Source organism: Bacillus sp. CGMCC 1.16607, from assembly GCF_042683745.1.
Taxonomy (GTDB): domain Bacteria; phylum Bacillota; class Bacilli; order Bacillales; family Cytobacillaceae; genus Pseudoneobacillus.
Genome location: NZ_JBHUJX010000025.1, coordinates 760,815 through 780,937, shown reverse-complemented (window position 1 = coordinate 780,937; position 20,123 = coordinate 760,815). Strand labels below are relative to the sequence as shown.

Sequence of the window (20,123 nt, the reverse complement as noted above, 5' to 3'; positions counted from 1 at the left end):
ATAAAAAATGAGAACATATTTTCTTTTTTTCGTATGTGGTTCTATAATAGAAGGAGAATTTATTTTGAAGGGAGGAACGGAAATGTCATTTATTCACCTTCATGTTTATAGTGCATATAGCTTACTTAGCAGTACGATTCAAATTGAAAAGTTAGTAAGTGAAGCGAAGGCGAAAGGTTTCCCTGCGCTTGCTTTGACAGATCGGAATGTTATGTATGGAACAATTACTTTTTATAAAGAATGCTTGAAGCATGGAATAAAACCTATTTTAGGGTTAACAGCAGATGTTTTAAATGAGGAGGATGAAAGCTTCCCATTCGTTTTCCTAGCAAAGAATGAGCAAGGTTTTCAAAATCTATTAAAGATTTCTAGTGTGATTAAAACGAAATCACCATTAGGAATACCGATAAAATGGTTAAAACATTATCATGAAGGTTTAATTGTACTTTCACCTGGTCTAGAGGGTGAAATTGAATTTCATTTATTAAATGATAAGATCGAGAAAGCGAAGGAAACAGTCAATTACTATATAAATATATTTGGAAAAAGCAATTTCTATTTATCTTTACAAAATCATCAAAGTGAAAAAGAAGAAATGATCCATAATAAGCTACTTAGTTTAGCAAATTCCACTGGTATTAAGCTCGTAGCTACCAATCAAGTATTTTATTTACAACAAAAGGATGCATTCGCACATGAATGTTTATTAGCGATAAAAAATGGTGATAAATTGCGGGATGATCATCGTGAGAAATTAGAAAGTGATCAATATTACTTTAAATCAAGCAGTGAAATGGTAGAGTTATTATCGAAGTTTCCAGATGCAATTAAAAATACGGCTCGAATTGCTTCCGAATGTAATGTTGCTTTAACCTTGAATCAAAAACATTTACCTAAATTCCCAATAGATGAAAATAAAACCGCTGATCAATTGCTTGAAGAAATTTGTAAGCAAGGGCTCTTGTTTCGCGATGATAAGCCAAGTCAAATGTATTGGGATCGATTAAATTATGAACTGCAAATTATTAAAAACATGAAGTTTAGCGATTATTTCTTAATTGTCTGGGATTTTATGAGATTTGCACGTGAAAACGATATTTTAACAGGACCAGGTAGGGGATCTGCTGCTGGCTCATTAGTTGCCTATGTTTTGCAAATCACTGATGTTGATCCGATTGAACATGAGCTATTGTTTGAACGGTTTTTAAACCCAGAACGTATTTCGATGCCCGATATTGATATTGATTTTCCAGATCATTCTAGAGACTCGGTGATTCAATATGTTGCGCAGAAGTATGGTGAAATGCATGTTGCACAGATTGTTACTTTCGGAACTTTGGCGGCAAAAGCTTCTTTACGAGATGTTGGTAGGGCATTTGGATTTAATCCGAAAGAGTTGGATCAATTATCAAAGCTTATTCCTAATCAAATGGGCATAAGCTTACACGCTGCGCTTCAAGGATCAGAGGGGCTTCGTGCTTTCATCGGGGAAAATCCTCTGCATGAACAGCTTTTTCAAACAGCTTTAACCTTAGAGGGTTTACCGAGACATACCTCCACACACGCAGCAGGAGTAGTAATCAGTGAGGAGCCACTTGTGCACGTCATTCCTATACAGAATGGTCATGGAAATGTTTTCTTGACTCAGTATGCGATGGAGCATTTAGAGGATATTGGATTATTAAAAATGGACTTTCTTGGCTTGAGAAATCTTTCACTAATCGAAACGATTCTTAAAAATATTAAAATATCGACAAGGGATAAAGTAGATATAAAACAGATTCCTTTAGATGATCAAGCTACTTTTGAGCTTTTATCGAGTGGAGAGACAACAGGTATTTTTCAATTAGAATCTGAAGGTATGCGCAAAGTATTAATGAAATTAAAGCCATCAACATTTGAGGATATTGTTGCAGTCAATGCACTTTACCGACCAGGTCCAATGGAGAATATCCCATTATTTATAGATAGGAAGCATGGTTTAAAGCCGATAGAATACCCACATCCCGATTTAGAGCCTATTTTGAAAAAAACATATGGAATTATCGTGTATCAAGAGCAAATTATGCAAATCGCTTCCAAACTGGCAGGGTTCTCTCTAGGTGAAGCAGATCTTTTACGACGTGCTGTTGGAAAAAAGAAGAAAGAGATACTTGACCAAGAACGAGAGCATTTCGTTTCTGGAGCTATACAAAAAGGTTATTCGCAAACAGTAGCAAATGAAATATATGATTTAATTCTTAAGTTTGCCAATTATGGTTTTCCTCGAAGCCATGCAGTTGCTTACAGTATTATTTCGTATCAATTAGCCTATTTAAAAGCTCGTTATCCTTTATTTTTTATGAGTGCATTATTAACTTCTGCTATCGGAAATGACTCAAAGATTGCGGGATATATTAGGGAAGTAAAGCAGATGAAAATGAATGTGCTGCCACCATCCATTAATAAAAGCGGGTATTCCTTTCACGTTGAAAATGGAGCCATTAGGTACAGCCTAGCCTCTATAAAGGGAATTGGAGCCACTGTTTTAAAGGAAATCTTTCAAAAAAGAAAACAAAAACAATATGAAGACTTATTTGACTTTTGCATAAGAGTCTCAACAAAAATAGTTAATAAAAAGGCTATAGAAATGCTTATTTATGCTGGTAGCTTTGATGAGTTTAAAATGGATCGGGCGGTATACCTTGCAAGCTTAGATGTGGCCATCGAGCATTCTCAGTTAGTCAATCCAAATAATAGTGAACAAATTGATTTCTTTTCTGATGAGGGATTTTTTCTAAAACCAAAATATGTAGAGGTGGAAGCCCAATCAATTGAAGAAAAATTAAAATTAGAAAGAGAAGCTTTAGGAATTTATCTTTCCAATCATCCAGTATCTGTTTATGAAAATGATTTGTTTCATTTTGGAGCTGTTCCACTTTTAGCAATGAACGAGGTTTCGAAACTTATCTCAGTTGGAGTTTACATTAATGAGGTAAAGAAAATTCGAACAAAAAAAGGGGAGGAAATGGCCTTTTTAACCGTTTCAGATTCTAGTGGAGAAATGGAGGCAGTTGTTTTTCCAACTGTTTTTAAGAAGTCTGTGCTTCTATTGAAGCAAGGGGGCATAATGGTTATAGAAGGAAAGGTAGAAAGACGTTCTGAAGCAAATCAAATGATCATTCAAAAGATTACAGAAATGAATGAATGGTTAAAGGGGAAGGAAAAGTCAAAATCAACCCTATTTTTAAAACTTGAAAAAGATAAACAAACGTCTGAGAGTCTTCAAAAGCTAAAAGCTCTTTTAAAGGAAAATAGAGGGCTGGTTGGAATTATTCTATTTTATGAAGGTACCAAAAAAACGGTTAAACTAGAAGACGTTTTTCATATAAATCCCACAAAACAACTTATCAATCAATTAAAAGACTTTCTAGGAGAGCAAAATGTAATCCTAAAGGAATAGTCTTTACAACTTTTTCAGTTATGTTATATTGATAAAGAGATTATTTGTGGTCTGACCACTTTTTATTCCTATTTAAAAGAAAAATGTGAGAACTTCTTTGGACGAATTTAGGGAGTGAATACAAATGAGTTTACGTGATGAAGCATTACATATGCACAGAGTAAATAAAGGGAAATTAGAAACTATATCAAAAGTACAAGTAAGAAATGCAAAGGAATTAAGCCTAGCTTATTCTCCAGGTGTTGCAGAACCTTGTATGGAAATTTATGATAAGCCAGAAACCGTTTATGATTATACAATGAAGGGGAATATGGTTGCTGTTGTTTCGGATGGTACTGCTGTGCTTGGACTGGGAAATATTGGTCCAGAAGCTGCACTCCCTGTAATGGAAGGTAAGGCAGTTTTATTTAAAAGCTTTGCAGGCGTAGACGCTTTTCCGATTTGTTTAAATACAACTGATATTGATAAAATTGTAGAAACGGTAAAATTATTAGAGCCTACTTTCGGCGGTGTAAATTTAGAAGACATTGCTGCTCCAAATTGCTTTGAGATTGAGGAGCGTCTGAAGAAGGAAATGAATATTCCTATTTTTCACGATGATCAGCACGGAACTGCAATTGTAACAGCAGCTGGTCTAGTAAACGCTTTAAAACTAGTAGGGAAGAAAATTAATGAAATTAAGGTTGTTGCAAACGGCGCAGGTGCGGCTGGGATTGCAATTATCAAGCTTCTTTATAGTTATGGTGTTAGAGATATTATCATGTGTGATACAAAAGGGGCTATTTATGAAGGCCGCCCTAATGGAATGAATGCGATTAAGGATGAAGTCGCTAAATTTACAAATCGTGATAATTTACAAGGTAGTCTTGAAGAAGTCATTAAAGGTGCTGATGTATTTATCGGAGTGTCGGCAGCTGGCTCACTTACAAAAGAAATGGTTGAAACGATGAATACAGATTCGATTATTTTTGCAATGGCTAATCCGGTACCGGAGATTATGCCGGAGGAAGCAAAAGCAGCAGGTGCGAAAGTCATTGGAACGGGTCGTTCTGATTTTCCTAACCAAGTAAATAACGTATTAGCTTTCCCAGGAATTTTCCGTGGAGCATTAGATGTTCGTGCTACTCATATTAATGAAGCGATGAAGGTTGCTGCAGTTGAAGCGATTGCAAGCCTTATTAGTGAGGATGAGCTTAATGCGGATTATGTGATCCCTGGTCCATTTGATCCTCGTGTGGCGCCTGCCGTAGCAGCTGCTGTTGCGAAAGCGGCAATGGATACTGGAGTTGCAAGATTGAAAGTGGATCCAGAAGCAATCAAAGATAAAACAAGAAAACTCGCGATAATAGGAAAGAGTGAGTGATAAATAAACGTGCAATCTTCACAAATGGAATCAAAAGTTTATATTGAGATTGTAAAGCAGCTTCGAATGCTAATCTCGAAAGAAAAGCTTAAGCCTGGTGATAAACTTCCTTCCGAACGAGAATTATCGGAGCGCCTGAACGTTGGGCGCTCTTCCGTTCGTGAGGCTTTAAGAGCATTAGAGCTATTAGGGCTTATAGAAACTCGTCGGGGAGAGGGGACGTTTATCCGTGATTTCCGAGGCAATCAATTAGTTCAGTTATTAAGTACTTTTATTTTACAAGATGAAAAAGCAATTAATGATGTAATCGAAACGAAGCATTGTATCGAGTTAGACTGTTTAAATCTTGCTTTAGTAAGAGGTAAGGATTCGGCTATATCTGATCTAAAAAAAACGATTAGCAGTCATTCTAATAGTGACGAATCATTTTTCTATCATGTAGCCCAGTTAGCAGATAACCATCTGTTATTAAGAGTTTGGCTCATATTGAATGATTATTATAAAGCACTGGAATTAAAACCTGTAGAAATCAGTATGGGATTATATGAAGAACTTATTGCTGCATTAGAGAGTCGTGATGAGCAGAAAGTACTTTCAAAATACCGAAATCTGCGTAATTTGTCGACAAACTCATGACAGATTCAAACAATATTCGTAATTAAATTGTTCTATAGTGAGAGGACAAGCAAAAAAACCCAAGCTTGGAGCAGGGTATTTTTAAAAAACAAGTGGTCTGACCACTGCGTTTCATATTGGTAATTATAAACTGTCTAGCGCAAGCGTGCTAGCCCCTCGAGGTCAAAAGCCACAATCAGGATGAAGGCAAAGAACGCCTTCTTCCTGATCGCGTCTTTTGCTTGTCGGGGCTGAACGAGCAGCTTCCGCTTTTCTATTTAGGGAGGTTTCATTTTGCTTAAGGAATTATTTACAAAATCTAAAAAGAAAAAGTATGCAACGATACCTTCTGAAAGTGCAAAACAAGATGTTCCTGAAGGTATCATGTCAAAATGTCCTGATTGTAAGAAAATAATGTACACGAAAGAATTGGTTAAAAATCATAAAGTGTGTTTACATTGCGGATACCATTACCCAATGAATTCTTTTGAACGCATAGACAGCTTCTTGGATGAAAATAGTTTTGTAGAAATAAATGCTGAAATGACATCTGAAAATCCATTACATTTTCCTGACTATCTAGAAAAACTTGAAAAAGACAAGCAAAAGACGGGTATTAATGAAGCGGTTGTTACAGGAACGGGTACCGTCGGTGGACTTACCACTGTAGTAGCAATTATGGACTCTACTTTCAGAATGGGAAGTATGGGATCGGTTGTCGGAGAGAAAATTACAAGGGCGATAGAAAAAGCTGATGAACTTTCCGTTCCATTCATAATTTTCACTGCATCTGGAGGCGCTAGGATGCAAGAAGGTGTTCTTAGTCTAATGCAGATGGCAAAAACCAGTGTTGCTTTAAAAAGATTTAGCGACCGTGGAGGCTTAATTATCTCGATCATGACTCATCCAACAACGGGCGGTGTTTCTGCAAGCTTTGCTTCACTTGGCGACTATAATTTTGCAGAGCCAGGTGCATTAATTGGATTTGCTGGTAGAAGAATTATTGAACAAACGATTCGTGAGGAACTTCCTGAGGATTTTCAAACTGCAGAATTCCTACTAAAACACGGACAGTTGGACTCAGTTATTTCTAGACTTGAAATGAAGGAAAAAATAACAAACCTACTTGAAATCCATCAACCAGGGGGTGAGCTCGAGTGGTAGGAGAATTGGAATTTGAAAAACCGGTTATTGAACTAAGAAAAAAGATCGTCGAATTAAAAGAATTTACAAGAAATGCAGAAGTAGATCTTACCACAGAGATAGAGAAGCTTGAGGCACGCCTAGAAAAGCTTGAAAAAGAAATTTATGAGAATATGAAGCCATGGGATCGAGTACAAATTGCAAGGCATCCAGGTAGGCCGACGACGCTTGATTATATATCTATATTATTTAATGATTTCTTTGAGTGCCACGGGGATCGCACCTATGGGGACGATGAAGCGATAGTGGCTGGTGTGGCAAAGTATCGAGGTCTCCCAGTTACCATAATCGGTCACCAAAGAGGAAAAGATACGAAAGAGAATATTCGCCGAAACTTTGGGATGCCACATCCAGAAGGATATCGAAAAGCCTTAAGATTAATGCACCAAGCAGAAAAATTCAAAAGACCTATCATTTGTTTTATTGATACAAAAGGGGCTTACCCGGGGAAAGCAGCTGAAGAACGAGGTCAAAGTGAAGCGATTGCCAAAAACCTTTTCGAAATGGCTAGTTTAAAAGTCCCGGTGATTTGTATTGTTATTGGCGAAGGTGGTAGTGGTGGAGCATTAGCATTAGGTGTTGGAAATCATATTCATATGTTAGAAAACTCCACTTACTCAGTTATCTCTCCGGAGGGAGCTGCATCTATCCTTTGGAAGGATGCATCCATGGCAAGGAAAGCAGCAGAATCAATGAGAATTACTGCTCCTGATTTAAAAGAATTAGGTGTGATTGATGAAATCATTCCAGAAGTAAAGGGCGGAGCACATCGTAACGTGAAACAACAGTCAGAGGAAATCGATCGAATACTATATCAATCTTTGACCAATTTATTAAAGATGTCTGAAGAAGAATTGATCAACCATCGTTATGAAAAGTTCAAAGCAATTGGTGAATTTTCAATCGAAAAAGAATCAATAGGTATCAAATAATATTAGCTGACTTAAAAATGCTAGGAGTGCATCTTTAAGTCAGCTATTTCTATTGATGAGATAAAATGAGACGTAATTGACTTTTTTGTGACATTTTTAATAGGTAAAACGCTTTCATTATAAATATCAACACTTTAAGACAAGAGAAGGCTCGTATTGTATTGAGATAGTAGTTACTTCATGTTATTTTAGAAATATTCTTTATCATTCGTGTTTATAATAAGAAAAGTCAATCCATCATGTAGAATTTACCTAGCTTATTATTACAATGAAATAATATGAATTATCTGAGGTGATATTAAATTGAAAAAAATTGCAGTATTAACAAGTGGTGGCGATTCTCCAGGAATGAATCCTGCTGTTCGCGCGGTAGTTCGTAAAGCTATTTTTCATAAAATAGAAGTTTACGGTGTTTATGGTGGCTACTCAGGATTAATAAATGGAAATATTAAAAAATTGGAATTAGGATCAGTTGGAGACATCATTCATCGTGGAGGTACAACACTTTATTCCGCACGCTGTGAAGAGTTTAAAACAAAAGAAGGGCAGCAAAAAGGGATTGAGCAGTTGAAAAAGCTTGGAATTGAAGGGCTTGTAGTTATCGGTGGAGATGGTTCTTATAGAGGGGCTAAAGCTTTAACTGAACAAGGTTTTCCATGTGTAGGAGTTCCAGGAACTATTGATAATGACATTGCTGGAACAGACTATACGATCGGATTCGATACGGCTTTAAATACCGTTATCGACGCAATCGATAAAATCCGTGACACAGCAACATCTCATGAACGAACCTTTATTATTGAGGTAATGGGGAGAAATGCAGGTGACATTGCATTGTGGGCAGGCCTTGCAGGAGGAGCAGAAACCATTTTAATTCCTGAAGAAAAATATGATATGGCTGAAATTGCATCACGTTTAAAAAGTGGGAATGAACGTGGCAAAAAACATAGTATTATTATTGTCGCTGAAGGTGTTTGCAGTGCTACCGAGTTTGCTAAGCAATTAAAAGAGGCAACTAATATCGATACACGTATTTCTGTTTTAGGTCATATTCAACGTGGTGGTTCACCTAGTGCGTTCGACCGTGTGTTAGCAAGCCGTCTTGGGGCAAAAGCAGTGGAGTTATTGATTGAAGGAAAAGGTGGAAGAGCAGTAGGGATTGAACGTAATCAATTGGTGGATTATGATATTATTGAAATACTAAATCGTAAGCATACAATAGACTTAAACTTATTTAAGCTATCACAAGAATTATCGATTTAATTGGAGGAAAATGATAATGCGTAAAACGAAAATCGTTTGTACGATTGGTCCTGCAAGTGAGAGTGTTGAAAAATTAACTGAACTTATCAAAGCAGGAATGAATGTGGCTAGACTAAACTTCTCACATGGTGATCATATTGAACATGGGCAGAGAATTAAAAACATACGTGAAGCAGCGGCTAAGACCAATCAAACAGTAGCTATTCTTCTAGATACGAAAGGTCCTGAAATTAGAACAAACAACATGATTAATGGAGCAATTGATCTTAAGTCTGGCGACTCTATTATTATTTCTATGACTGAAGTGGAAGGCACACCAGAAAGATTTTCCGTTACATATCCAGGGTTATTAGAAGATGTTCATGTTGGTTCGAAAATCTTATTGGATGATGGATTAATAGGATTAGAAGTTGTTTCCATCGATAAAGAAAAACAGGAAATTCAGACAACAATTTTAAACAGTGGTACGTTAAAGAATAAAAAAGGTGTAAATGTACCTGGAGTTTCAGTCAAATTACCTGGTATTACAGAAAAGGATGCCCAAGATATTCGATTCGGTATTGAACAAGAAATTGATTTTATAGCTGCCTCTTTCGTCAGAAGATCTTCAGATGTGCTTGAAATTAGACAAATATTAGAAGAGCAACAAGCATCACATATTCAAATCATCCCAAAAATTGAAAATCAAGAAGGGGTAGATAATATTGATGAAATATTAGAAGTCTCAGATGGTTTGATGGTGGCACGAGGAGATCTGGGGGTTGAAATTCCAGCTGAGGAAGTTCCACTTGTCCAAAAGATGTTAATTAAAAAATGTAATATAGAAGGAAAACCAGTCATAACCGCTACACAAATGTTAGATTCTATGCAACGTAATCCCCGCCCAACTCGTGCAGAAGCAAGTGATGTGGCGAACGCAATCTTTGATGGAACCGATGCAATCATGCTATCTGGTGAAACAGCTGCTGGATCTTATCCTGTTGAAGCGGTTCAAACAATGCATAATATCGCTTCACGCGCAGAACAAGCATTGGATCATAAAGAAATTCTTTCAGCAAGAAGCAAAGATAATGAACATAATATTACAGATGCAATTGGACAATCGGTTGCACACACAGCTCTAAATTTAGATGTAAATGCGATTATTACACCAACTGAAAGTGGTCATACGGCAAGAATGATCTCAAAATACCGTCCAAAGGCTCCAATCGTTGCAGTGACTGCAAAGGAAACAACAAATCGCCGTCTCTCACTTGTCTGGGGTGTATATCCAAAGCTAGGAAAAGAGGCGAAAACAACCGACGAAATGCTTGATGTTGCAGTCGATGAGAGTGTAAACAGTGGGATCGTAAAGCATGGAGATCTTGTTGTGATTACCGCTGGTGTGCCAGTTGGTGAAGCTGGAACCACGAATCTAATGAAAATTCATGTTGTTGGGGATGTTATTGCAAAGGCACAAGGTATTGGACGAAAGACAGCTTACGGTAAGGTTGTAGTGGCAAGTAATGCTAAAGAGGCTCTATCTAAGATTAAAGAGGGAGCAATCCTCATCACTATCGGTTCTGATCGCGATATGGTACCTGCATTGGAGAAGTGTAGTGCATTAATTACCGAAGAAGGCGGATTAACTAGCCATGCAGCTGTGGTCGGTTTAAGTCTTGGAATTCCTGTCATTGTTGGAGTAGAAAATGCAACTAGATTATTTAAAGATGGTCAAGAAATTACAGTTGATGCAGCACGTGGAGTTATTTATAACGGACATGCAAGCGTGTTATAATTAAAAGAGGGGGTCTCCCCTCTTATTTTTTATATTAAAGTTAGTTCTAGGTTATTTTACAAGCCTGTATAAAAAGGGGTGTGTTGTTTGAGATACTTTATATTATCAATTATTGTTGTTCCAGCAGCTGAAATAGCCATATTATTAACTTCTGGGCAAATCATAGGTGTTTGGCCGACCATTTTTTTAATCATTCTCACTGGAGTCTTTGGAACTTATTTTGCGAAGAAACAAGGTTTAGCTACCTTTTATCAATTGCAAAGACAATTACAATCAGGTCAAATTCCAGGCGAGTCATTATTAGATGGAATTTGTATTTTAGTTGGCGGTACCTTATTACTCACTCCCGGATTTATTACGGACATTATAGGTCTACTATTACTAGTCCCAATTACTAGAGTATTCTTTAAGAAAATAATGAAAAACTGGTTTAAAAATAGAATTCGAAAAGGAAACATAAAGATAATCAATTAAAAGAAGCTACCCCAGTTTTAAATTGGAGTAGCTTTTTGCTTATTTAATCACTTCTTCTTTTCCAATAATAAAAGCCCATAGATCACGGAAGACGTTTGCTCTATGAAGTGTACTGATGATGACCAGAATAACTGGACCTGCAATCAATCCTAAAAAGCCCAATAATTTAAATCCAACAAAAAGTGATACTAAAGTTGCCAATGGGTCTAATCCAATATTTGAGGATAAAACCTTTGGCTCCATTACCTGTCTTTGGACAAGGACTACAACGTATAAAACCCCTAATCCAACTGCAGTGCTCATATCCCCAGCAATCGCTTCGTAAATAATCCAAGGCACAAATATTGCTCCTGTCCCAAGGTATGGGATAATATCAACGATTCCCGAAATAAGGGCGATTGTAATGGCATAATCGACTCGAAGAATCAGTAAACCAATCAAAATAATAACCGTTGTAATAGATATAAGCGTTAGCTGTGCTTTTATAAATCCAAATAAGGCCTTTTTTAAATCAATAAATACCGTTTTTCCACTTGCTTTCGCACGATTAGGAAGAAGACGGGCAGCTAAAGAATTAAGACGGTACCAATCCTTACTAATAAAAAATGTTCCTAAAAGAGAAAAAATTAAAACTGTTGCAGCATTTGGGAACCACGAGAGGATATTTGGAATATTGCCAAAGAAGTTTTGGATAAAGGCACCTACTGTTGTTCCAAATTTTTTCCCAACACTTTGGATGTTATCCATAATCGTATCTTGTTGACCAGCATCGAGATTATTAAAAAGACTTGTAAGCTGATTGTATAAAGGAATGATTTGTCCTGCAAATAACTGTTCAAGATAAGTAATGACAGTTACTAAATGAGTGGGTACAACTCTTGCCAAATAATCAGCACCAGAGACAATTTCCGCAATTAATAAAGTGATTAAACCAGCGAAAATAGCAAAAAGAATGATTAAGGATAAGAGAACAGCTAAAGCACGAGGCATCTTTCCTTTAGCAACAAAAAAATTAACAAGAGGATTAATTAAAAAGGCAATGGCTAAACCGATTAAAAAAGGATATGTAACCTTTGAAACATAATAGAAAGCCAAAAGTCCTAATATAACAACCGCTAAAACCAATAAAAAACGTAACGTACGGTAAACGTAAGTTAAATTCATCCAATTCCTCCTAACTTCCTATGAATAGATATAATCCATTTTAACACTTTATTGAAAAAACTGCATTTTTTGTCACTAATATTGAAATGAAGAATGTTCAATGGAAATGAGCAGAATAGTAGTAAAAGAAACAAATTAGTATTATTATTTTAAAATAATACTAAAGAATACTGGGAAGGATAGAGTTTGTTGTTATACCTCTGTCGATGTGAGTAATGCTTTTTGATGCTTTTGACATAAGATACAGAGATCTTAATCTACCTGCTTTCTTTAGTAAAATAATAATTTTTTCACATTTTCAGTTCTTGTCATTCACAAAGTTCTGATAATTGTTTATAATAGGCTTGTAAACATATCCTTTTTTCTTCATATATATTTTACTGGATATAGTAGAAATATTTTTTTTGTAAGTCAAAATGAAAGCATTTTCTTTTCTGCTTCTTCCTGAGCAAACGCTCGTATTTCATCGAGAAAAAGGGATACGGTTATATCATTCATTTATTAGCTTTATGTTTTAGGTCCCATTAGTTGAGTAAGCTAATGGATAAATGTGGGATGGGGAAATTTTCTAAGTAAAGGAGAGATTCGTAGTGACAACAACACGTGGTCTTGAAGGGGTAGTAGCTACATCGTCATCTATAAGCTCTATTATAGATGATACACTTACATATGTAGGTTATAACATTGATGATCTAGCTGACAATGCTAGTTTTGAAGAGGTAATTTATTTACTTTGGCATAGAAAGCTTCCAACTAAGCCAGAGTTAGAGGAATTAAAGAAGCAATTAGCAGAAAATATGGAACTTCCAAAGGAAGTAATTGAACACTTCAAAATGTACCCAATTGGTGAAGTACATCCAATGGCTGCATTACGTACAGTTGTTTCATTACTTGGTTTATATGATAGTGAAGCAGACGTGATGGAAGTAGAATCTAATTACCGCAAGGCAATTCGTTTACAGGCAAAAATGCCTGCAATAGTAGCTGCTTTTGCTCGTGTAAGAAAAGGATTAGATCCGGTTTCTCCACGCACTGATTTAAGCTTTGCAGCTAACTTCTTATACATGTTGACAGGAAATGAACCTGATACGATTGCAGTTGAAGCATTAGATAAAGCACTAGTTCTACATGCTGATCATGAACTTAATGCATCGACATTTACCGCTCGTGTTTGTGTAGCAACTCTGTCTGATGTTTATTCAGGAGTAACCGCAGCAATCGGTGCTTTAAAAGGTCCTCTACATGGCGGAGCAAATGAAGCAGTTATGAAAATGCTTAAAGAAATTGGCACAATTGAAAATGTGGATTCATATGTACGTGGTAAATTAGAAAATAAAGAAAAAATTATGGGCTTCGGTCATCGTGTGTATCGTCAAGGAGATCCTCGTGCGAAGCATTTAAGAAAAATGTCTGAAAAGCTAACAGCATTAACTGGTGAGCCTCACTGGTATCAAATGTCTGTTGAAATTGAAAAAATCGTAACAGGTGAGAAAAATCTACCACCAAACGTAGATTTCTACTCAGCATCTATGTACCATAGTCTAGGAATCGACCATGATCTATTTACACCAATTTTTGCAGTTAGCCGTGTGTCTGGCTGGTTAGCTCACATCTTAGAGCAATATGATAACAATCGACTTATTCGTCCACGTGCTGAATACACAGGCCCTGGTATGCAATCGTATATTCCGATTGAACAACGAGGCTAATCTTATAGTTTCAAAAGAAAATTGTTGTAAAAAGAAAATTGTTGTAATATAGATAAGGTTAGAAGATTTTCTTCTAGCCTTTCGAGTGTGTATAATCTAATCAATTTATTAAATTCTTACAGAATGAATACGGAGGTTACAAACATGGCTGGAGAAAAAATTACAGTTAATAATGGAGTATTAAACGTACCAAATCAACCAATTATTCCTTTTATTGAAGGGGATGGAACAGGTCCTGATATTTGGGCTGCATCTGTTCGTGTATTAGATGCTGCGGTTGAAAAGGCTTATAAAGGTGAGCGCAAAATCGTATGGAAGGAAGTTTTAGCAGGAGAAAAAGCTTTCAACCAAACAGGCGAATGGCTACCTTCTGAAACTTTAGATGTGATTAATGAATATTTCATCGCGATTAAAGGTCCTTTAACAACTCCTGTTGGTGGTGGAATTCGTTCATTGAACGTGGCACTTCGCCAAGAATTAGATTTATTTGTTTGCTTACGACCTGTACGTTGGTTTGAGGGAGTACCTTCACCAGTGAAGCGTCCTCAAGATACAGATATGGTTATTTTCCGTGAAAACACTGAAGATATTTATGCTGGTATTGAGTATGCGAAAGGTTCAGAGGGTGTAAAAAAATTAATTAACTTCCTTCAAACTGAATTAGGAGTTAATAAAATTCGTTTCCCTGAAACTTCTGGTATTGGTATTAAACCAATTTCTGAAGAAGGAACTTCTCGTTTAATACGTGCAGCTCTTAACTATACGATTAATGAAGGACGCAAATCTTTAACAATCGTACATAAAGGTAATATTATGAAATTTACAGAAGGTGCCTTCAAAAACTGGGCTTATGAGCTTGCTGAAAAGGAATTTGGTGATAAAGTATTCACTTGGGCTCAATATGACCGTATTAAAGAAGAGCAAGGTACTGAAGCTGCTAACAAAGCACAAGCTGACGCAGAAGCTGCAGGCAAAATCATCGTTAAAGATGCCATTGCTGACATCTTCTTACAACAAATTTTAACTAGACCAAGTGAGTTCGATGTTGTTGCAACAATGAACTTAAATGGAGACTATATTTCTGATGCATTAGCTGCTCAAGTTGGTGGTATTGGTATCGCACCAGGTGCTAATATCAACTATGAGACTGGCCATGCGATTTTTGAAGCTACACATGGAACAGCACCTAAATATGCTGGCTTAGATAAAGTAAACCCATCTTCTGTTATTTTATCTGGAGTACTTATGCTTGAGCACCTTGGATGGAATGAAGCAGCTAAATTAATTATCCAATCAATGGAAAAATCAATTGCTTCTAAAGTTGTAACATATGACTTTGCTCGTCTAATGGATGGCGCAACTGAAGTGAAATGTTCTGAGTTCGGTGACACGTTAATTAAAAACATGGGCTAATCAATTATGAATTTTTCATAATCCAGCTGCAGCGCCTAGCCCCGACGTACAGGATGTACGAGTGTCGACAATGCGACAGGACGTCGCGCTTTTGTCGACCTCGAGGTCAAATGTTCTCCACCCAAAAAGTCAAAGAACGACTTTCCGGGTGGAGAAGCATTTGCTTGTCGGGGCTTACAAGAGCGCTTACGCATTTTGCTTTTTCTAGGGTCGTTCTATGAACGGCCCTTAGTTTAAAATAAACGATGCATAAGGGGGACTTATTATGTCATTCAATCGTAAAAAAGTATCGGTTATTGGTGGGGGCTTCACTGGAGCAACTACTGCGTTCATGCTTGCACAAAAAGAACTTGCAGATGTAGTTTTAGTTGATATTCCTCAAATGGAAAACCCGACAAAAGGTAAAGCATTAGATATGTTAGAAGCAGGTCCTGTTCAAGGATTTGATGCAAATATTACTGGAACCTCTAATTACGAAGACACTAAGGACTCTGATATCGTTGTAATTACGGCTGGTATTGCTCGTAAACCGGGTATGAGCCGTGATGATTTAGTTCAAACAAACCAAAAAATTATGAAAAGTGTTGCCGGGGAAATCGTCAAGTATTCTCCAAATGCCTATATCGTTGTATTAACAAATCCAGTAGATGCAATGACCTACACGATTTTTAAAGAAACGGGTTTCCCTAAAAATCGTGTCATCGGACAATCTGGGGTTTTAGATACAGCACGTTTCTGTACATTTATCGCTCAAGAATTAAATTTATCAGTTAAAGATATCACTGGATTTGTTCTTGGTGGACATGGAGATGAAATGGTTCCTCTTGTACGTTATTCTTATGCAGGCGGTATCCCATTAGAAACTTTAATGCCTAAAGATCGTTTAGATGCAATTGTAGAACGCACACGTAAAGGTGGCGGTGAAATTGTAAGCCTTCTTGGTAATGGTAGTGCGTACTATGCACCAGCTGCATCTTTAGTTCAAATGTGTGAAGCCATTCTAAAAGATCAGCGTCGTGTGATTCCTTCTATTGCCTATTTAGAAGGAGAATATGGTTACGATGGAATTTATTTAGGCGTACCGACTATTTTAGGTGCGAACGGAATCGAGAAAATCATCGAGCTTGAATTAACTGAAGATGAAAAGAAAGCACTTGATAAATCAGCAGATGCTGTCCGCAACGTAATGGCTGCATTAGTATAATCTTTCATCGATTACATGTGAAAAATAAAAGGGTCTGATCGATAGAACGATTATTGGTCGATCCTTTTTTTATAAAAGCTAAGGAAGCAAAACCTATTTGGACTTAGAAATTTGTCCAGCTACAGCGCCTAGCCCCTCGAGGTCAAATGTTCGCATCCCAAAAAGTCAAAGAACGACTTTCCGGGATGCGAAGCATTTGCTTGTTGGGCCTGAACAAGGCGCTTCCGCTTTTCGTTACTGTAATCGCTTACATATCTCGGAGGTGTCTATTACGATGTTACTAGGCAAGAAAAGAAAGTTAGGTAGGAAAATTGAAGAGATTACGGTTGGAGAAAAGTTATCTTTAACTGAAAAAATCGAAGATAAAGATCTTTTATTATACTTAGGCTTAACAAATGATGCTAATCCTCTTTATATACAACATGACTATGCATCACAAACTCCTTATCAGAAACCCATTGTACCTAGCATTATGTTAACGGGAATTATTACATCAGCCGTTTCAAAATACTTACCTGGTCCAGGTAGCCATGTACTAAAGCAAGTATTAGAATTCCCAAAACAAGTCTATCATTATGGAACCGTTCAGTTTTTGTTTGAAGTAACTGAAGTAAGCAAGAAAACCCACACGGTTGTCATTCATGTTCAAGGTACGAATGAGTCGGATGAGACGGTTGTGATAGGAGACATCGTAGTTTGCCCTCCGCATCAACTGGAAAAAATGGAAGGCAAAGCATTGGATAATTTTTAAAATACAAAGATACCAATTCCCATATTTTTATTAAAATTTGACCATAGTAAATATATTACTGTGGTTTTTTCGTTTTTTTAATTATAATGGATTTGTAACAAGGGGTTTTCACTCGGGGTAATAAATAATGTCGGAGGCAAATATGAAAAAAAAGGTTCTGGTCGTTGACGATGAACAATCCATTATCACTCTTATGCAATACAATTTAGAGCAAAACGGCTATGAGGTCATTACGGCAATGGATGGGGAAAAGGGAAGGGATTTAGCTATATCTGAAAATCCAGACATGATCGTGTTGGATTTAATGCTTCCTAAATTAGATGGAATTGAAGTTTGTAAACAACTTAGACAACAAAAGATTTTAACTCCGATTTTAATGCTGACAGCCAAGGATGATGAGTTTGATAAAGTTCTTGGATTGGAACTAGGTGCGGATGATTATATGACCAAACCATTTAGTCCTAGAGAAGTCATTGCTCGAGTTAAAGCGATATTGCGTAGAACTCAAATCAATACAGTAAAACAAGAACATGAAATAGATACACAAGACTACATACAAATTGCAGATATTCAAATATTCCCTGAAAAGTATGAAGCATATTATGCGGGAGAATTGATTGAACTCACACCAAAGGAATTTGAGTTATTACAATACCTTGTGACAAATAAAGGTCGCGTACTAACACGAGATCAATTACTAAGTGCCGTTTGGAATTATGACTTCGCGGGAGATACAAGAATTGTTGATGTTCATATCAGCCATTTACGCGATAAAATTGAAAAAAATTCAAAGAAACCAAATTATATTAAAACCATTAGAGGATTAGGTTATAAACTAGAGGAGCCAAAATCGGAATGATTAAATTTCGGTCAAGGTTACTTTTTGCGCTGATCAGCTTGATTGCTGCAGTATTAATCTGTTCTGCTATTCTTTTGGGAGAGTTATTTAAAAGCTATTATTTAAAGTCATTTGATAAGGGGTTAGAAAATGAAGGAAATTTAATAGCCGTCATCATAGAAGAAAAAGGTGGAATCTATTCATTCCCAAAGGAAAATATTAGGGTTATAAGTAATAAGCTAGATTTTCGAGTTTCTATTGTGGACTTACACGGAAGGATTCTTCTCGATTCAGAAAACCACGCAGATTCAGTTAATAGCGGTCATTCCAAAATAATAAAAGAAGCAATCGAGAAATATCCCAATGAAAGTAGTAGGATGGAAATTGGTAAAGGATTGAATTTACATTACTATGGGACACCTATTTTAAAAAATAAAGTAGTTGAAGGATATGTTTTTCTAAGCTCTAAAGTAGGAGAAATTGATAAAGCGAATCATGAAATATGGTGGTTATTAAGTATAAGTACTGGAATCACTTTGATTATTATTATATTTTTAGGAGTTAAAATTACAAATCGATATACAAAACCAATCGAAGCGGCAACGAATGTAGCGATTGAATTGTCAAAAGGTAACTACCGTGCAAGAACATACGAGGATCCTAATAATGAAGCTAATATGTTAAGCTCAGCTATAAATATTTTGGCCAGAAATTTTCAAGAAGTGGTTAAAAAGCAAGAAATGCAACAAGATCGCTTAAGTACATTAATCGAAAATATGGGTAGTGGGCTTATACTCATCGATAATCGCGGCTATATTAGTTTAATCAATAAAGCATATAAAGAGTTATTTACGGTTGATACAAATCAATTCTTATTTAAACTTTATTACGATGTGCTAAAACATAAGGAAATAACCGAATTAATTGAAGAAATCTTTATGACAGAGCAAAAAATAGTAAAGCAATTACTTCTGCCACTTTCCATAGAAAGACGATACTTTCAAGTATTTGGATCCCCTATTATTGGGACATACAATGAATGGAAGGGAGTCTTACTTGTTTTTCATGATATTACAGAAATCAAAAAACTCGAGCAAATGAGAAAAGACTTTGTGGCAAATGTATCACATGAATTAAATACTCCAATCACTTCGATTAAAGGCTTTTCAGAAACCTTATTAGATGGGGCAATGAAAGATCAAGCGACTTTAGAGCAATTCCTGTCAATCATTTTAAAAGAAAGTGACCGTCTACAAGCATTAATTCAAGATTTACTAGATTTGTCGAAAATAGAGCAACAAGGTTTTCGCTTAAATATTGAAGAAATTGATATCATGCAGCTTCTTAAAGAGGTAAAGACCATGCTCCATAACAAGGCTGATCATAAGGAAATTTCCCTGCAGGTAATAGAAAAAGATTCGCGCGTTTTCATTAATGGTGATTATTACCGTCTTAAGCAAGTTTTTATCAATCTATTCAATAATGCCATCAATTACACTTCGCCTGGTGGTAAGGTAGAAATTGAAGTTAAAGACGAAGAAACAAAGGTTTGTGTCCAAATTAAGGATACGGGAATTGGAATTGAGAAAGAGGAGATTCCTAGGATTTTTGAGCGTTTTTATCGTATCGATAAAGCAAGAGGTAGAAATTCTGGGGGGACGGGTTTGGGGCTTGCCATCGTCAAGCATATCATCGAAGCACATAAAGGACAAATATTTGTAGAAAGTGAAATCGATAAGGGAAGCACATTTACGATTTGTTTAGAAAAATTTTCACGTCCTCTTCATAAGAAATAAACGAATTTACATGGACTTTACTTACTATTAATACTACTTTAATATTTGGCTAGTATGATCATTATGAAAACCCCATAACCCTGGGAAAATGAGAAAGAGAAAAGCTAACCCCGCTTTTCTCTTTTTTTTTGTAACTTTTTCAACCTTTATCCGTATAGATGATTGTCGATATTTTAGAA

15 protein-coding genes are annotated in these 20,123 nt (G+C 36.3%); 14 read left to right on the top strand and 1 reads right to left on the bottom strand.

The genetic code is table 11. The features are described 5' to 3' along the window. The first annotated feature begins 82 nt into the window (after positions 1-82). From dnaE to ACFSO7_RS20340, 8 genes are all read left to right on the top strand, one after another. A complete protein-coding gene (gene dnaE / locus ACFSO7_RS20375) occupies positions 83-3,442 on the top strand; it encodes a DNA polymerase III subunit alpha (RefSeq protein WP_377879225.1) in 3,360 nt (1,119 codons plus the stop codon). A 124-nt stretch (positions 3,443-3,566) separates the two neighbouring features. Next, positions 3,567-4,805, top strand: coding sequence for an NADP-dependent malic enzyme (gene ystJ, locus ACFSO7_RS20370; protein ID WP_377879224.1), 1,239 nt, complete (start codon positions 3,567-3,569; stop codon positions 4,803-4,805). A 9-nt stretch (positions 4,806-4,814) separates the two neighbouring features. Next, the gene (locus ACFSO7_RS20365; protein WP_483861713.1) at positions 4,815-5,441 is read left to right on the top strand and encodes a FadR/GntR family transcriptional regulator; all 627 of its coding nucleotides are present in this window, start codon (positions 4,815-4,817) and stop codon (positions 5,439-5,441) included. A 273-nt stretch (positions 5,442-5,714) separates the two neighbouring features. Further along, entirely contained in the window at positions 5,715-6,584 is an 870-nt protein-coding gene (gene accD, locus ACFSO7_RS20360; protein ID WP_377879223.1) for an acetyl-CoA carboxylase, carboxyltransferase subunit beta, read from the top strand. Beyond that, positions 6,578-7,555, top strand: a complete 978-nt coding sequence (accA, locus tag ACFSO7_RS20355; protein ID WP_377879222.1) for an acetyl-CoA carboxylase carboxyl transferase subunit alpha — start codon at positions 6,578-6,580, stop codon at positions 7,553-7,555. The genes accD and accA overlap by 7 nt, the downstream gene beginning before the upstream one ends. A gap of 303 nt (positions 7,556-7,858) precedes the next feature. Continuing rightward, positions 7,859-8,818 (top strand): 6-phosphofructokinase, encoded by a 960-nt coding sequence (gene pfkA / locus ACFSO7_RS20350; RefSeq protein ID WP_377879221.1) that lies wholly within the window; start codon positions 7,859-7,861, stop codon positions 8,816-8,818. A gap of 16 nt (positions 8,819-8,834) precedes the next feature. Beyond that, positions 8,835-10,595 carry a pyruvate kinase gene (pyk, locus tag ACFSO7_RS20345; RefSeq protein ID WP_377879219.1) on the top strand — a complete coding sequence of 587 codons (1,761 nt, stop codon included), beginning with the start codon at positions 8,835-8,837 and terminating at the stop codon, positions 10,593-10,595. 87 nt (positions 10,596-10,682) lie between these two features. After that, the gene (locus ACFSO7_RS20340) at positions 10,683-11,069 is read left to right on the top strand and encodes an FxsA family protein (RefSeq protein WP_377879217.1); all 387 of its coding nucleotides are present in this window, start codon (positions 10,683-10,685) and stop codon (positions 11,067-11,069) included. Between the two features lie 39 nt (positions 11,070-11,108). On the opposite strand, the gene ytvI is transcribed toward ACFSO7_RS20340, so the two are convergent. Next, on the bottom strand, positions 11,109-12,233 hold the full coding sequence (ytvI, locus tag ACFSO7_RS20335; RefSeq protein ID WP_377879216.1) for a sporulation integral membrane protein YtvI: 1,125 nt from the start codon (positions 12,231-12,233) through the stop codon (positions 11,109-11,111). Between the two features lie 590 nt (positions 12,234-12,823). On the opposite strand from ytvI, the gene citZ reads away from it, so the two are divergent. The 6 genes from citZ (at position 12,824) to pnpS (ending at position 19,944) form a co-directional block, all read left to right on the top strand. Next, on the top strand, positions 12,824-13,942 hold the full coding sequence (gene citZ / locus ACFSO7_RS20330; RefSeq protein ID WP_377879215.1) for a citrate synthase: 1,119 nt from the start codon (positions 12,824-12,826) through the stop codon (positions 13,940-13,942). A gap of 144 nt (positions 13,943-14,086) precedes the next feature. After that, positions 14,087-15,355 carry an NADP-dependent isocitrate dehydrogenase gene (icd, locus tag ACFSO7_RS20325; protein ID WP_377879214.1) on the top strand — a complete coding sequence of 423 codons (1,269 nt, stop codon included), beginning with the start codon at positions 14,087-14,089 and terminating at the stop codon, positions 15,353-15,355. A 265-nt stretch (positions 15,356-15,620) separates the two neighbouring features. Further along, positions 15,621-16,559, top strand: a complete 939-nt coding sequence (mdh, locus tag ACFSO7_RS20320) for a malate dehydrogenase (RefSeq protein ID WP_377879213.1) — start codon at positions 15,621-15,623, stop codon at positions 16,557-16,559. A 274-nt stretch (positions 16,560-16,833) separates the two neighbouring features. Continuing rightward, entirely contained in the window at positions 16,834-17,310 is a 477-nt protein-coding gene (locus tag ACFSO7_RS20315) for a MaoC/PaaZ C-terminal domain-containing protein (protein ID WP_377879212.1), read from the top strand. Positions 17,311-17,452: 142 nt separating this feature from the next. Next, entirely contained in the window at positions 17,453-18,169 is a 717-nt protein-coding gene (locus tag ACFSO7_RS20310) for a response regulator transcription factor (RefSeq protein ID WP_377879211.1), read from the top strand. Further along, the gene (gene pnpS, locus ACFSO7_RS20305; protein ID WP_377879210.1) at positions 18,166-19,944 is read left to right on the top strand and encodes a two-component system histidine kinase PnpS; all 1,779 of its coding nucleotides are present in this window, start codon (positions 18,166-18,168) and stop codon (positions 19,942-19,944) included. Before ACFSO7_RS20310 ends, pnpS begins: the two co-directional genes overlap by 4 nt. Positions 19,945-20,123: the final 179 nt, after the last annotated feature.

What these genes read in the sequence shown, in the direction of transcription:
- dnaE (WP_377879225.1), top strand. Translation starts at nt 83, where the DNA reads ATGTCATTTATTCACCTTCATGTTTATAGTGCATATAGCTTACTTAGC.
- ystJ (WP_377879224.1), top strand. Translation starts at nt 3,567, where the DNA reads ATGAGTTTACGTGATGAAGCATTACATATGCACAGAGTAAATAAAGGG.
- pyk (WP_377879219.1), top strand. Translation starts at nt 8,835, where the DNA reads ATGCGTAAAACGAAAATCGTTTGTACGATTGGTCCTGCAAGTGAGAGT.
- ytvI (WP_377879216.1), bottom strand. Translation starts at nt 12,233, where the DNA reads ATGAATTTAACTTACGTTTACCGTACGTTACGTTTTTTATTGGTTTTA.
- icd (WP_377879214.1), top strand. Translation starts at nt 14,087, where the DNA reads ATGGCTGGAGAAAAAATTACAGTTAATAATGGAGTATTAAACGTACCA.
- mdh (WP_377879213.1), top strand. Translation starts at nt 15,621, where the DNA reads ATGTCATTCAATCGTAAAAAAGTATCGGTTATTGGTGGGGGCTTCACT.
- ACFSO7_RS20315 (WP_377879212.1), top strand. Translation starts at nt 16,834, where the DNA reads ATGTTACTAGGCAAGAAAAGAAAGTTAGGTAGGAAAATTGAAGAGATT.
- ACFSO7_RS20310 (WP_377879211.1), top strand. Translation starts at nt 17,453, where the DNA reads ATGAAAAAAAAGGTTCTGGTCGTTGACGATGAACAATCCATTATCACT.
- pnpS (WP_377879210.1), top strand. Translation starts at nt 18,166, where the DNA reads ATGATTAAATTTCGGTCAAGGTTACTTTTTGCGCTGATCAGCTTGATT.